This is a genomic window from Burkholderia sp. BCC1047 (assembly GCF_902833155.1).
Taxonomy (GTDB): Bacteria; Pseudomonadota; Gammaproteobacteria; order Burkholderiales; family Burkholderiaceae; genus Burkholderia; species Burkholderia sola.
In genome coordinates this window covers 1-12,908 of record NZ_CADFEH010000006.1, presented here as the reverse complement: position 1 = coordinate 12,908, position 12,908 = coordinate 1, and the positions used below count along the sequence as shown (strand labels likewise).

Sequence of the window (12,908 nt, the reverse complement as noted above, 5' to 3'; positions counted from 1 at the left end):
GTTCCGGGCAAAGCTGTCAGGTGCCGCTGGATGCGACCGCGCCCGCGTGCGGTGCCCGCCGTGCCGTTACAACTCGGCCGCCGCCGTGATCAGCGTGGCTTCGAGCGCGAGCGTCGAGCGCGACGCGGCCGCCGGGCGATCGATCACGTATTCGAGTTCGCCGAGTTCCGGCAGCCCTGCGTCGAGCCGCGCGAGCCCGGCCGGGATCACGTAGCCGGCGAACGCGCTGACGCCGAGCCCCGCGCTCGCGGCCGCCCGCAGCACCGCGATGCTGCTGCTCACGACGGCGATCCGGTACGGCCGCCCGACGGCCTCGAGCGATTCGAGCACGCGGCGGCGCGACACGCTCGGCTCCGGATGCATCGCGAGCGGCAGCACGGCCTCGTGGCCGGTGATCCGCGAATCGGGGCCGGTGCACCAGTACAGCGGTTCGCTGCGGATCACGCGGCCGCGCCGGCTGCCGGCGATGCGCTTCGCGAACACGAGATCGTGCCGGCCCTCGTCGAGCGCGTCGAACAGGTCGCCCGACAGCCCGGTCGAGATCGCGAGCTCGACGTCCGGGTTGCGCTGCACGAAGCTCGCGAGCGCGGCCGTCAGGTGCGCCGACGCGAAATCCTCCGACATCGCGAGCCGCACCTTGCCCGACAGCGGCGGCCCGCAGACCGACGTGACGGCCTCGTCCATCAGTTCGAGGATGCGCACCGCGTAGCGGAACAGCGCGTCGCCGTGCTGCGACAGGTGCACGTTGCGCGTGTCGCGCTCGAACAGCGGCCGGTCGAGCAGCTCCTCGAGCCGGCGGATATGCTGGCTGACGGTCGACTGCGACAGGTTCACGCGCTCGGACGCGGCGGTGAAGCTGCCGGACTGGGCGACGGCGACGAAGCTGCGCAGCAATTCGGGCGGTAACGGACGCATTGCTAAATCCACTGAATCGGTTTCGACAACTTCATAAATGGCCGGATTTTGCGGCGCTAGTATCGGATCACGCGCCAGTGCGGCCTCCGCGAACGAGGGGCACCGGACGCGTAGCCCGTGTCGCGCCGCCGGCTGCATCGATCAGTCTAAGCCATCCGGCGTCCGGCCCGAACCCGCATCATCCCATCGACCCCGAGAACGCGCTCGCACGACGAGCCGCCGGGCCGCGGCGCCCCGCCGCAGGAGACAGACAGTCCGCCCGGGATCGGCGTGCGGGCCTGGCTCCCGCACGCGTCAGGCGCCCGTCACGAAGAGACTGGAGACGACTCATGATCATCTACGGAACCGCGCTGCTGGCGTTCTGCCACCTGGCCGGACTGTTCCTCGGCGACCTGCTCGGCAGCGCGATCGGCGTGAAAACGAACGTCGGCGGCGTCGGCATCGCGATGCTGCTGCTGATCTGCCTGCGCCTGTGGCTGCACCGGCGAGGCTGGCTGCCGAAGGAGACCGAGGCGGGCGTCGGTTTCTGGGGCGCGATGTACATCCCGGTCGTCGTCGCGATGGCCGCGAACCAGAACGTCGTCGCCGCGCTGAAGGGTGGGCCGGTCGCGCTGCTGGCCGCGGTCGGCGCGGTCGCGATCTGCGCATGCTGCATCGCGGTACTCGCGCGCACGGGCCGCGACGACACGGCCTTCGCGGGCGTGCCGCAATTCGAAGAACAGTAACGGAGGCCGCCATGCTGCAGATGCTCGAAAAAACCGTCGCCCACAACGGGCTCGTCGCGTCGTTCGCGCTGGTCGGCCTGATCATGTGGCTGTCTTCGATCGCGTCGCGCAAGCTCACGTTCGGCCGCGTGCACGGCTCGGCGATCGCGATCGTGATCGGCCTCGTGCTCGCCTACGTCGGCGGCGCGTTCACCGGTGGCGAGAAGGGGCTGGCCGACGTCAAGCTGTTCGCCGGCATCGGCCTGATGGGCGGCGCGATGCTGCGCGATTTCGCGATCGTCGCGACCGCGTTCGAAGTGCAGCCGACCGAGGCGCGCAAGGCCGGGCTCGTCGGCGTCGTGTCGCTGCTGCTCGGCACCGTGCTGCCGTTCATCGTCGGCGCGTGCGTCGCGCGCGCGTTCGGCTATACCGACGCGGTCAGCATGACGACGATCGGGGCCGGCGCCGTCACCTACATCGTCGGGCCCGTCACGGGCGCGGCGATCGGCGCGAGCTCCGACGTGATCGCGCTCAGCATCGCGACGGGGCTCGTGAAGGCGATCATCGTGATGGTCGGCACGCCGGTCGCGGCCAACTTCATGGGGCTGAAGACGCCGCGTTCCGCGATGATCTTCGGCGGGCTGGCCGGCACCGTCAGCGGGGTGAGCGCGGGCCTTGCCGCGACCGACCGCCGGCTCGTGCCGTACGGCGCGCTGGTCGCGACGTTCCATACCGGCGTCGGCTGCCTGCTCGGGCCGTCGCTGCTGTTCTTCACGACGCGCGCGCTGGTCGGCGCGTAGGGCGATGCGACGCGGCCCGCGTGCGGGCCGCATCCATCGCGGCGTCCTCTGAGTCGCATTCTGCAACATCATCAATCGGCGGCGGCGCCAGGCTTAGAATGCCGCTGAACCCTCGAAGCGGAGAACTGTTCATGACCGGATGGAATCACGCGCGGCAGGCGCGCGATGCACGCGTCGCGGCCGGCGCGGCGTACGCGCAGGGCAAGCGGGTCGACGCGCGCGACACCGTCGCGTTGCTCGAAGCGGTGCTGCGGCCCGGCGACCGCGTGTGCCTCGAAGGCGACAACCAGAAGCAGGCCGATCTGCTCGCCACCGCGCTCGCCGACGTCGACAGCGCGAAGATCCACGACCTGCACATGGTGCAGTCGGGCGTCGTGCTGCCCGAGCACCTCGACGTGTTCGAGCGCGGCATCGCGACGCGTCTCGACTTCGCGTATTCGGGCCCGCAGTCGCAGCGCATCGCGAAGCTGCTGTTCGGCGGCAAGATCGCGCTCGGCGCGGTGCATACTTATCTCGAGCTGTTCGCCCGCTACTTCATCGACCTCACGCCGCAGGTCGCGCTGATCGCGGCCGTGAGCGCCGACGCCGACGGCAACCTGTACACCGGCCCGAACACGGAGGACACGCCGACCGTCGTCGAAGCCACCGCGTTCAAGGACGGCATCGTGATCGCGCAGGTCGACCGCATCGTCGACAAGGTGCCGCGCGTCGACATCCCGGGCGATCGCGTGCATTTCGTCGTCGAGGCCGGCCGGCCGTTCTACGTCGAGCCGCTGTTCACGCGCGATCCAGCCGCGATCACCGAGACGCAGATCCTCACCGCGATGCTCGCGATCAAGGGCATCTACGAGCCGTATGGGATCAAGCGCCTGAACCACGGGATCGGCTTCAACACGGCTGCGATCGAGCTGCTGCTACCCACCTACGGCGCGAAGCTCGGGCTGAAGGGCAAGGTCTGCACGCACTGGGCGCTCAATCCGCATCCGACGCTGATTCCCGCGATCGAATCGGGCTGGGTCGAGCAGATCCACTGCTTCGGCTCCGAAGTCGGGATGGACGACTACATCCGCGCGCGCTCCGACGTGTGGTTCACGGGCCCCGACGGGTCGCTGCGCTCGAACCGCGCGTTCTGTCAGACGGCCGGCCTCTATGCGTGCGACATGTTCATCGGCTCGACGCTGCAGATCGACCTGTCCGGCCATTCGTCGACGGTTACCGCCGAGCGCATCGCCGGCTTCGGCGGCGCGCCGAACATGGGCAGCGACGCGCGCGGCCGGCGCCATCCGAGCGAACCGTGGTTGAAGGCGGGCGCGGAGGCCGATCCCGACACGCCGGCGGCGCTGCGGCGCGGGCGCAAGCTGGTCGTGCAGATCGGCGAGACGTTCGGCGACAAGAACGTGCCGATGTTCGTCGAGAAGCTCGATGCGCTGAAGCTCGCCGACAAGCTGCAGCTCGACCTCGCGCCGATCATGGTCTATGGCGACGACGTCACGCACATCGTCACCGAGGAGGGCATCGCGAACCTGCTGATGTGCCGCGACAAGGACGAACGCGAGCATGCGATCCGCGGCGTGGCCGGCTATACGGACGTCGGCCGCGGCCGCGACCGGAAGATGGTCGAGCGGCTGCGCGAGCGCGGCGTGATCCGCCGCCCGGAGGATCTCGGCATCGATCCGCTCGACGCCGACCGCCGCTGGCTCGCCGCGCGGTCGATCAAGGATCTCGTGCACTGGTCGGGCGGGCTCTATGCGCCGCCGGCCCGGTTCCGCAACTGGTGAGGAAGAGGGCATGGAACAGTTGAACTATCGCTTCACCGCGCGTGAACGCGCGAAGGGCGAACAAGCCGCGGCGCTCGTCGGCGTGGTCGCGTCCGGCAATCTCGAGGTGCTCGTCGAGCGCGTGCTGCCGGGCAACGAATGCGAGATCGACATCCGCACCGCGGCCGTCGGGTTCGGCGCGGTGTGGCAGGCGGTCGTGTCGGATTTCGTCGAACGGCGCACGCCGGGCGGCCTGAAACTGTCGATCAACGACGGCGGCGCGCGGCCCGACATGGTGTCGCTGCGGCTCGCGCAGGCCGTGCGCGCGATCGAGGGAGACGCATGATGAGCGACGTGATCCACGACGCGCCGGCGTTCGTCGCGAATGCGGCGAGCTGGTATGAAGCATCGGCGCGGCAGCGCATCGACGGGCTGCTCGACGCGGGCAGTTTCAGCGAATTCCTCGGGCCGGCCGAGCGCGTGACGAGCCCGCACTTGCCGCTGTTCGGCCTGCCGCAGCAGTTCGACGACGGGATGGTGGTCGGCCACGGCCGGCTCGACGGCCGGCCCGTGTTCGTCGCCGCTCAGGAAGGCCGCTTCATGGGCGGCGCGTTCGGCGAAGTGCACGGCGCGAAGCTCACCGGGTTGCTGCGCGCTGCGCGCGAGGTAGGCAAGCCGGTGCTGATCCTGTTCGATACGGGCGGCGTGCGGCTGCAGGAAGCGAATGCGGGCGAGCTCGCGATTGCCGAGATCATGCGTGCGCTCGTCGACGCGCGTGCGGCCGGCGTGCCGGTGATCGGGCTGATCGGCGGGCGCGCGGGCTGCTATGGCGGCGGCGGGTTGCTCGCCGCGTGCTGTTCGGCGCTCGCGGTGTCGGAGCAGGGGCGCATCAGCGTGTCGGGGCCTGAAGTGATCGAGACCAATCGCGGCGTCGAGGAATTCGACTCGAAGGATCGCGCGCTGATCTGGCGCACGATGGGCGGCAAGCACCGGCGCCTGATCGGCGGTGCCGATCGGTACGTGGCCGATACGCCGGACGCATTTCGCGCGGCCGCGCTCGACCTGATCGGCCGCGCGCCGGCGTTCAATGCGGCGACGCTGCGCGCGGAACAGGCGCGCCTCGAGGCGCGAGTCGAACGGTTCGGCGGCTGCAAGGACGCGCTCGATGTATGGCGCATGCTCGGGACCGACGAGCCGGAAGCGATCCCCGGCATGCCAGACGAAGCATTCGCGAAGCTCGCCGATCAACTGCAGGAGCCGCAGCATGACGCTCGATGAAGTACTGACCTCGCTGTTCCCCAAAGGCCATTCGATTGCGCGCACCGGCGGCCTGCTGACGGGCCACGCGGAACTGGCCGGCACGCGCGTCGACGTGATCGGTGTGACCGATCGCCTGCCGTTCGGCATCGACGAGGCGCTGACGCTCGCGTCGCGCGTGCTCGACACGGTCGCGCGCGGCGGCGACACGCCGATCGTCGTGCTGGTCGACAGCGATAGCCAGCGGATGAGCAAGCGCGACGAATTGCTCGGCCTGAACGAGGGGCTGTCGCATCTCGCGAAGTGCCTGATGCACGCGGATCTCGCCGGACACCGGACGATCGGCGTGCTGTACGGCCACACGGCCGCGGGCGCGTTCATCGCGACCGCGCTCGCGACCCGCACGCTGCTCGCGGTGCCGGGCGCCGAGCCCGAGGTGATGGACCTGCCGTCGATGTCGCGCGTGACCAAGCTGCCGATCGACGTGCTGAAGGAGATGGCGCGTTCGACCCCGGTGTTCGCGCCGGGGCTCGACAACCTCGTGAAGATGGGCGCCGTCGACGCCGTGCTCGATCCGTCCCGCGCGCTCGACGCGCAAGTCGGCGAATGGTTCGGCAAGGCGGCCGAGGGCGTCGACCGGCGCGCGGCGCGCGGCCGGCCGGTCGCGACCGACGTCGCCGCCCGCGTCGAGGCCCTTGCGCGTGCCGCACGCTGAGCTGCCGCTGCGCCGCCACACGCTCGTCACGCTGACGGCGACCGGGTGGGGCGCGGCCTTCGCCCGCGACCCCGTGCTCGCGGGCGATCCGCTCGTGCGCGCATGGGCCGAACGCGGCTGGCCGCTGATCGTGCGTCGCGCGTCGCCGGATGAAGCCGATGCCGGCCGCGTGCCGCTCGGCCTGCCGCTGCCGCCGTCGGCGGGCAAGCGGCGCGTCGCGCTGAACGTGGCCGCCGACGCGCTCGCGACGGTCGGCCCGCTGCCGGCGTTGGCGGACGTACTCTCCGGAGCGCCCGCCGCGTGGCATGCGCCGCTGCGCGAGCTCGATGCGCTCGGCGCGCGCTGCGGCGTGCAGGGCCGCGTGTTCGGCAGCCTCGCCTGGCAGGCGCTGACCGGCGAGCCGTACCTGAGCGCATCGTCCGATCTCGACATCGTGTTCCCGCTGCCGGACGCCGCGTCGCTCGCGCCGTTGCTCGACGGTCTCGCGACGATCGATGCGCGCGCGCCGATGCGCATCGACGGCGAACTGCTGCGCGACGACGGCGCGGGCGCCAACTGGCGCGAACTGCACGCGCGGTTGCCCGAAGTCGCGGTGAAGACCGCGACTACCGTCGAATTGATGCGCGCCGATGCGTTCATCGGGGGCGCGCAATGAACGCCGCGGCTGCCTGCCGCGTCGCGGCGCCGTCCGAGGCCGAGCGCATCGCCGCGCTGGCCGAGCGCAGCCTCGTGCTCGAGATCGACACCTACCCGAAGCCGGGCCTCGTCAGTCACGTCGACACCGGCAGTCACGCGGACATGGATGCCGCGACGTTCGCGCGCAGCGCCGCCGTGCTGCGGCCGTACTTCGCGGAACTCGCCGACGCCGGCGCACGCGACGCCGACATGGCCGTGCTGCGCAAGATCGGCCTGCGGGCCGAGCACGCGATGCTCGCCGCGACCGGCGGCGTCAATACGCATCGTGGCGCGATCTTTGGCCTCGGGCTGCTGTGCGCGGCCGCCGGCCGGCGCACGATACCGGGCGCGATGCCGGCCGGGACGACACTCGGCGCGTTCGTGTCGCGCCGCTGGGGCACCGATATCCTCGGCGGTCCGCGTTTGCCGGACAGCCACGGCGAGCGCGCGAGCCGCCGCTACGGGGTCGGCGGTGCACGGCGCGAGGCCGCCGACGGCTTCCCGACCGTTTACGCGATCGGCTTGCCCGCGCTGCGCCGCGCCCAGCGCGACCTGCCGGGCGACCCGGAAGCCGCGCGCGTCGCCGCGTGCTTCGCGCTGATCGCCGCGCTCGACGACACGAATCTGCTGCACCGGGGCGGGCAGGACGGCCTCGATTACGCCCGCGCGACCGCCCGTGCGTTCGTCGCGCGCGGCGGCGTGCGGGCGCGCGACTGGCGGCTGCGCGCGGCGGCCGCGCATCGTGCGTTCGTCGCGCGCCGGCTGAGTCCGGGCGGCGCGGCCGACCTGCTCGCGATGAGCGTGTTCGTCGATGCGCTCGAAGCCGAAGGGCACGCGCGATGACGCTGGCCATCCTGTGCTCGGGGCAAGGCGCGCAGCGCGCCGACATGTTCGACCTGACCGGATCGGCGCCGCAGGCCGATGCCCTGTTCGCGCATGCGGGCCGGTTGCTCGGCGACGATCCGCGCACGTGGGTCCGACAGGCCCGCCCCGACGCGCTGCAGGAAAACCGGGCCGCGCAGATCCTCTGTACGGTCCAGGCGCTCGCGGCCGCCGCGCTGCTCGACGCTGTATGGCCACGCCGGCGCTGCATCGCGGGCTACAGCGTCGGCGAGGTCGGCTCGTGGAGCGTCGCGGGAATGATCGACCCGCACGATGCGCTCGATCTGGCCGATGCGCGTGCACGCGAGATGGATGCCGCGAGCGGCGGCGACGAGCGGATGGTGTTCGTGCGCGGCCTGACGCGGGCGCAACTGGCGCCGCTGTGCGACGGTCGCGACGCGGCCATCGCGATCGCGAACCCCGGCGATGCGTTCGTGGTTGCGGGGCGGCACGCCGACGTCGATGCCGTGGCCGACGACGCGGCGCGCGCCGGCGCGCTGCGTGTCGCGCCCGTCTGCGTGCGGATCGCGTCGCATACGCGTCGGCTGGCGGCGGCCGTGCCGGCCTTCCGCGCGACGCTGGCCGCGACGCGCGTGCGCCGGCCGTTGCCCGGCACCCGGCTGTTCTCGGGGATCGATGGCGCGACCGTGCTCGATGTCGACACGGGCCTCGACAAGCTCGCGCGGCAGATCGCGGAGCCGGTCGAATGGGCGTCCTGTCTTGCCGCGTGCGTGGAGGCCGGCGCGACCGCGTTTCTCGAACTCGGCCCCGGGCGCGCGCTGGCCGAGATGGCCGGCGGCGCGTATCCCGCGTTGCCCGCGCGCAGCCTCGCGGATTTCCGTTCCGTCGACGGCGTGACGCGTTGGCTCGCGCGCGTCGCGGCCGGCTGATCGGCGGGTCGAAACACGGCGCGAAACACGGCGCGAAACACGGCGCGAAACACGGCGCGAAACACGGCGGCCGGGCACTTGTTCCGCACCGTGTGTTGCGCCGGCGCAGCAGCGTCGCAGCCGCCTCTTGTCACGCGAATTGGCGTCGCTACAATGGCGCCCGCCATGAGACCAGCCGCCTTCTTGCTCGCCGCGTTCTGCTGCGCGACGAGCGTCCACGCCAGCCAGATTCCGTCCGATGCCGCATCGGTCGGCACGTACTTTTCGTATGACAACGCGGCGGCCGATGCGACCGTCGATCTGATCGAACAGGCGCAGCGCCGCGTGCTGCTGGCCGGCTATACGCAGGTGCCGCCGACGGTCGCGAGCGCGCTGCGGGCGGCCCGCGCGCGCGGGATCGAGGTGCGCGTCGTGCTCGTGCGTTCGCCGCGCGCGGGCCGGTACAGCGGCGCCGGCTATCTGAAGTCCGCAGGCATCGACGTCGCGATCGATTCGCGGCACGGCGGCCCTGCGTCGCGCTTCGCGATCGTCGACGACAGCGTCGCGCTGACGACGCTGTCCGACGGCGCGGCCGAGCACGCCGACACGGTGAACGTGTTCCGGCGCGCGCCCGAACTCGCGCAGTCCTACGCGCAGTCGTTCTGGCGGCTGTACCGGCAGGCTAGGGCCTGTTCACGCTAATAACGGGCTTGCGAACGTGCCTTTCCGCCCGCAGGGCAAGGAGTAAGGAGCGCCGTTTGGCCGTGCCAAACAAGCGACGCACGACGCCGCCATGCGGGCGGAAAGGCACGTTCCCCTGTTTGGAAAAATGCATTCGTGGGGCTGGCCCCCAGAAGGGCCGATCGCCGCGTCATGCTCCTCGCGAATACGTCGAGTATTCGCTTCGTCGCAATCCTTGCGCTCGGCCCTTCTGGGGGCCAGCGCAAGCCCGTTATTAGCGTGAACAGGCCCTGGCGGCCTCTGACCCTTTCCCGCGGCGCGTCGCGCACCGGTATGACCCTGCTTGCATCGGCGCGACCGATGAACCATGCTCGTTGACAGGCGTCGGCGCGGGTTGCGCGCGCCCGGCGCAACGGCAGGGAGCCGATCGTGACCGAAAGCAGTTTTGCCGATCGCGCCGATGCCGGCCGCCAGCTGGCCGACGCGTTGCGCGAATACGCGGGGCGAACCGACGTCGTCGTGCTCGCGCTGCCGCGCGGCGGCGTGCCCGTCGCGTATCCGGTCGCGTGCGCACTGCGCGCGCCGCTCGACGTGCTGGTTGTGCGCAAGCTCGGCGTGCCGTTCGACCCCGAGCTGGCGATGGGCGCGATCGCGACGGGCGGCGCGACCCATCTGCAGCGTTCGGTGATCCGCGCGATGGACGTATCGGATGCGCAACTCGCCGACGTGATCGCGCGCGAGACGACCGAACTGCAACGCCGCGAGGCGCTGTATCGCGGCGCGGCGCCGCCGCTGGCGGTGGATGGACGCATTGCGATCGTCGTCGACGACGGTGTCGCGACCGGCGCATCGATGCGCGTCGCGCTGCAGGCGCTGCGCGAGCGCCGTCCGGCGCGCATCGTCGCGGCGGTGCCGGTCGCGCCGGCGGGCGCGGCGCATGCGTTCGACGGTCTGGCCGATGCATTCGTCGCGGTGTCGCAGCCGGCGCGGCTCTTCGGGATCAGCCAGTTCTACGCGCGCTTCGAGCAGACGAGCGACGACGAGGTGCGCGCGCTGCTCGACGCGGCGCGCCCCTGACCCGTCGTCACGTCCGACGGTTCCGGCGCGGGCGCGGTCGGCCGGCTTCCGCCAGCGCGAACACGCGTTGCATCGCCGGATGGACGTTGCCGTGCCAGCGTGGCCCCGTAAACAGCCCGTAGTGATCGCAATCGTCGACGTCGACGCGATGACGTTCGTCGGCCGAGAGGCCGCTGCACAGGCCGAGCGCCGCATGCGTCTGGCCGGCACCCGTGACCGCGTCGCGGGCGCCTTCGACGGTCAGCAGCGCGACGTCGCGCAACGCGGCCGGATCGACGCGCCGGCCACGCACGCGCCACGCGCCGGTCGCGAGCAGCATGCGCTGGAACACGACGTCGACCGTATCGAGAAAATAATCGGCCGGCATGTCGAGCAGCGCGGTGTATTCGCGCAGCGCCCGCCGGGCGTCGGCAAGCCCGGCCATGTCGAAGCGGGAGGCGGCCAGCGCGTAGGTCTCGATCAGCGCCAGGAAGCGTTGCGGATACAGCAGTGCGATCTCGCCCTGTTGCAGATAGGTCGGGAACACGTGGCGGCCGTGTCCGGCGAAGCCGGGCGGCACGATGTCGATCAGGTGGCGCCGGCACCAGTCGAGCGAATGGGCGGCCGCCGCGGCGCCGAGCGCGCTCGGGTTCAGCCGCGCATCGAGCGGGCCGCCGATCAGCGTGATGCTCGCGGGCGGCGCGAGGCCGCGCGCGGCCCGCAGCGCGAGTGCGCCGAGCGCCGGCACGGTCGCCTGGCACACGGCGACGACGTGCAGCGGCCGATCGTCGTGCTCGAGCGCGTCGACGAAGCCGTCGAGCATCGCGACGTACTCGTCGAGCCCGAAACGGCCTGCCGCGAGCGGCACGTCGCGCGCATTGCGCCAGTCGGTCACGCAAACGTCGCCATCGGCGAGCAGCGTTTCGGCGGTTTCCCGCATCATCACGGCCGCGTGCCCGACGAGCGGCGCGCACAGCAGCACGGTGCGGCGCGCGTCGGCGTGCGCGAAGCGCCGCAAGTCGCAAAACGGCGTGTGCGCGACCACCTGCTCGCCGACGTCGGGCCACGCGAGATCGAAGCCCGGCGGCGCGGCCTGCGGCCCGAGCAGCGGTTCGAACAGGTCGTCGTAGCACGACGACGCGGCATGCGGCAGCGACGCCGCGGGCCAGGCATCGAACGCGTACCGCGTCGCCTCGCGCCATGCGCGCATCCATTCCCGCTGCTGCTCGACGACGGCGTACCACATGGCGGACCCTGGGGCGGAAGGAGCGTGAATCTGCATTATGGTCGCAGGGGGCGGGCAGTGCGAGCCCGATGCGCGGCTGGCTGATGCGCGTCAAGCGCTAGGCGCTGCCGCGCGACGCTGCTACAGTCGTCGGTCCCATCCTCGTAAGCGGAGCGTTCGCGATGAAGCTGATCGGCATGCTGGATTCCCCGTTCGTGCGCCGCGTCGCCATTTCGGCGAAGCTGCTCGACCTGCCGTTCGAACACGAGTCGATCTCGGTGTTTCGTCATATCGACCAGTTCAGGACGGTCAACCCGGTCGTCAAGGCGCCGACGCTCGTGACCGACGGCGGCGCGACGCTGATCGATTCGTCGCTGATCGTCGACTATCTCGATCATCTCGCCGCGCCGGAGCGGCGCCTGCTGCCCGACGCCGTCGATGCCCGACTGCGCGCGCTGGTGCCGATCGGATTCGCGTTGGCCGCCGCCGAGAAAACCGTGCAGGTCGTCTACGAGCAGGCGCTGCGGCCGTCGGACAAGCAGCACGAACCGTGGATCGAACGCGTGCTGAGCCAGCTCGAAGGCGCATACGGCGCGCTGGAGCCGCTGGTCGCGGCCACCAAGGGCTGGTTCGGCGGTGCGCGGCTGCTGCAGTCGGACGTGACGGTCGCGGTGGCGTGGCGCTTCACGCAGTTCATGGCGGCCGACTACCCGGTACTGGCGCGGATTGATCCGGCCCGTTATCCGGCGCTCGCCGCGCATTCCGCGCGGGCGGAAGCGCTCCCGGCCTTCGTCGAGACGCCGCTCGCCTAGCTTGTGAAGCGGCCCGCCGGGCTGTCGCACGCCGCTCGCCCTTATCCGGCAAGCCGCTGCCGATTGTTCTCGGCCGCTGACAAGTGACTTCGCATTCGCGCTGTTTATCCGGACGCGACCGATCCCTAGAATCCACTCCATCAAATCACGCATTGCCAGATGGAGCCGATGATGAAAGCCCTGATTGAATCGAGCCTGTACCACCCGTCCGTCGTGTTGGCGCTTGCCGGGCTCACGCAGCTGATGGTCGAGCGCGATTTCAATCTCGGCCAGGTCGGAATGATCGTCGCGGCGCGCGGTGCGCAGGCAGCCGTGTCGCGGTCGCGCGCGCTGATCTTCTGCCGTCACTGCGAAGCGCACGCATGAACGCGCACGCCGACTGAATGAAAAAAGCCCGGCCGGCGCAAGCCGGTCGGGCGGATCGGGTTCGATCGAGCCCCGGCTTTGGCCGGGGCTTTTTCATTGGGTGCGCCCGGCAGGGCGCACTTACTTGGAGGTGAAAGTCCTCTACTCGCCCGGCAAGGGGAAGAGTTAGCCGAAGGCAAGGGTTTCCCGGGTGA

The 12,908-nt window shown here is 71.0% G+C and carries 15 protein-coding genes; 13 read left to right on the top strand and 2 right to left on the bottom strand.

Annotated elements, in window-relative coordinates:
* Positions 1-66 precede the first annotated feature (66 nt).
* Positions 67-915: a LysR substrate-binding domain-containing protein gene (locus HWX55_RS08690; protein ID WP_012328224.1), complete on the bottom strand. Its 849-nt coding sequence runs from the start codon at positions 913-915 to the stop codon at positions 67-69.
* A gap of 329 nt (positions 916-1,244) precedes the next feature.
* Here HWX55_RS08690 and madL point away from each other — a divergent pair, with 329 nt between their 5' ends.
* The 11 genes from madL (at position 1,245) to HWX55_RS08635 (ending at position 10,332) form a co-directional block, all read left to right on the top strand.
* Positions 1,245-1,640, top strand: coding sequence for a malonate transporter subunit MadL (gene madL, locus HWX55_RS08685; RefSeq protein WP_006485307.1), 396 nt, complete (start codon positions 1,245-1,247; stop codon positions 1,638-1,640).
* An 11-nt stretch (positions 1,641-1,651) separates the two neighbouring features.
* A complete protein-coding gene (gene madM / locus HWX55_RS08680; protein ID WP_027808885.1) occupies positions 1,652-2,419 on the top strand; it encodes a malonate transporter subunit MadM in 768 nt (255 codons plus the stop codon).
* Positions 2,420-2,550: 131 nt separating this feature from the next.
* Positions 2,551-4,197 (top strand): malonate decarboxylase subunit alpha, encoded by a 1,647-nt coding sequence (gene mdcA, locus HWX55_RS08675; RefSeq protein WP_175975328.1) that lies wholly within the window; start codon positions 2,551-2,553, stop codon positions 4,195-4,197.
* 10 nt (positions 4,198-4,207) lie between these two features.
* The gene (gene mdcC, locus HWX55_RS08670) at positions 4,208-4,522 is read left to right on the top strand and encodes a malonate decarboxylase acyl carrier protein (protein ID WP_006485317.1); all 315 of its coding nucleotides are present in this window, start codon (positions 4,208-4,210) and stop codon (positions 4,520-4,522) included.
* On the top strand, positions 4,519-5,454 hold the full coding sequence (locus HWX55_RS08665; protein ID WP_175975327.1) for a biotin-independent malonate decarboxylase subunit beta: 936 nt from the start codon (positions 4,519-4,521) through the stop codon (positions 5,452-5,454). The genes mdcC and HWX55_RS08665 overlap by 4 nt, the downstream gene beginning before the upstream one ends.
* Positions 5,441-6,148 carry a biotin-independent malonate decarboxylase subunit gamma gene (gene mdcE / locus HWX55_RS08660; RefSeq protein WP_175975326.1) on the top strand — a complete coding sequence of 236 codons (708 nt, stop codon included), beginning with the start codon at positions 5,441-5,443 and terminating at the stop codon, positions 6,146-6,148. The genes HWX55_RS08665 and mdcE overlap by 14 nt, the downstream gene beginning before the upstream one ends.
* Complete coding sequence (mdcG, locus tag HWX55_RS08655; RefSeq protein ID WP_175975325.1) at positions 6,135-6,803, top strand: malonate decarboxylase holo-[acyl-carrier-protein] synthase; 669 nt, start codon at positions 6,135-6,137, stop codon at positions 6,801-6,803. Before mdcE ends, mdcG begins: the two co-directional genes overlap by 14 nt.
* Positions 6,800-7,666: a triphosphoribosyl-dephospho-CoA synthase MdcB gene (gene mdcB, locus HWX55_RS08650; protein ID WP_175975324.1), complete on the top strand. Its 867-nt coding sequence runs from the start codon at positions 6,800-6,802 to the stop codon at positions 7,664-7,666. Before mdcG ends, mdcB begins: the two co-directional genes overlap by 4 nt.
* A complete protein-coding gene (mdcH, locus tag HWX55_RS08645) occupies positions 7,663-8,595 on the top strand; it encodes a malonate decarboxylase subunit epsilon (protein ID WP_175975323.1) in 933 nt (310 codons plus the stop codon). The genes mdcB and mdcH overlap by 4 nt, the downstream gene beginning before the upstream one ends.
* Before the next feature lie 153 nt (positions 8,596-8,748).
* Positions 8,749-9,276 carry a phospholipase D-like domain-containing protein gene (locus tag HWX55_RS08640; protein ID WP_175975322.1) on the top strand — a complete coding sequence of 176 codons (528 nt, stop codon included), beginning with the start codon at positions 8,749-8,751 and terminating at the stop codon, positions 9,274-9,276.
* Between the two features lie 408 nt (positions 9,277-9,684).
* Positions 9,685-10,332 carry a phosphoribosyltransferase family protein gene (locus tag HWX55_RS08635; protein ID WP_175975321.1) on the top strand — a complete coding sequence of 216 codons (648 nt, stop codon included), beginning with the start codon at positions 9,685-9,687 and terminating at the stop codon, positions 10,330-10,332.
* 7 nt (positions 10,333-10,339) lie between these two features.
* On the opposite strand, the gene HWX55_RS08630 is transcribed toward HWX55_RS08635, so the two are convergent.
* Positions 10,340-11,557 carry a polyhydroxyalkanoate depolymerase gene (locus HWX55_RS08630; RefSeq protein WP_175975320.1) on the bottom strand — a complete coding sequence of 406 codons (1,218 nt, stop codon included), beginning with the start codon at positions 11,555-11,557 and terminating at the stop codon, positions 10,340-10,342.
* A gap of 161 nt (positions 11,558-11,718) precedes the next feature.
* Between HWX55_RS08630 and HWX55_RS08625 the strand changes: the two genes are divergently transcribed.
* Positions 11,719-12,348, top strand: coding sequence for a glutathione S-transferase (locus HWX55_RS08625; RefSeq protein WP_175975319.1), 630 nt, complete (start codon positions 11,719-11,721; stop codon positions 12,346-12,348).
* A 168-nt stretch (positions 12,349-12,516) separates the two neighbouring features.
* On the top strand, positions 12,517-12,714 hold the full coding sequence (locus HWX55_RS08620) for a hypothetical protein (protein ID WP_050015242.1): 198 nt from the start codon (positions 12,517-12,519) through the stop codon (positions 12,712-12,714).
* The last annotated feature ends 194 nt before the right edge of the window (positions 12,715-12,908 follow it).

Coding starts and splice junctions, on each gene's coding strand:
- mdcA (WP_175975328.1), top strand. CDS start 2,551: ATGACCGGATGGAATCACGCGCGGCAGGCGCGCGATGCACGCGTCGCG.
- madL (WP_006485307.1), top strand. CDS start 1,245: ATGATCATCTACGGAACCGCGCTGCTGGCGTTCTGCCACCTGGCCGGA.
- HWX55_RS08630 (WP_175975320.1), bottom strand. CDS start 11,557: ATGTGGTACGCCGTCGTCGAGCAGCAGCGGGAATGGATGCGCGCATGG.
- mdcE (WP_175975326.1), top strand. CDS start 5,441: ATGACGCTCGATGAAGTACTGACCTCGCTGTTCCCCAAAGGCCATTCG.
- HWX55_RS08625 (WP_175975319.1), top strand. CDS start 11,719: ATGAAGCTGATCGGCATGCTGGATTCCCCGTTCGTGCGCCGCGTCGCC.
- HWX55_RS08620 (WP_050015242.1), top strand. CDS start 12,517: ATGATGAAAGCCCTGATTGAATCGAGCCTGTACCACCCGTCCGTCGTG.
- HWX55_RS08640 (WP_175975322.1), top strand. CDS start 8,749: ATGGCGCCCGCCATGAGACCAGCCGCCTTCTTGCTCGCCGCGTTCTGC.
- mdcB (WP_175975324.1), top strand. CDS start 6,800: ATGAACGCCGCGGCTGCCTGCCGCGTCGCGGCGCCGTCCGAGGCCGAG.
- mdcH (WP_175975323.1), top strand. CDS start 7,663: ATGACGCTGGCCATCCTGTGCTCGGGGCAAGGCGCGCAGCGCGCCGAC.
- madM (WP_027808885.1), top strand. CDS start 1,652: ATGCTGCAGATGCTCGAAAAAACCGTCGCCCACAACGGGCTCGTCGCG.
- HWX55_RS08665 (WP_175975327.1), top strand. CDS start 4,519: ATGATGAGCGACGTGATCCACGACGCGCCGGCGTTCGTCGCGAATGCG.
- HWX55_RS08690 (WP_012328224.1), bottom strand. CDS start 915: ATGCGTCCGTTACCGCCCGAATTGCTGCGCAGCTTCGTCGCCGTCGCC.
- mdcC (WP_006485317.1), top strand. CDS start 4,208: ATGGAACAGTTGAACTATCGCTTCACCGCGCGTGAACGCGCGAAGGGC.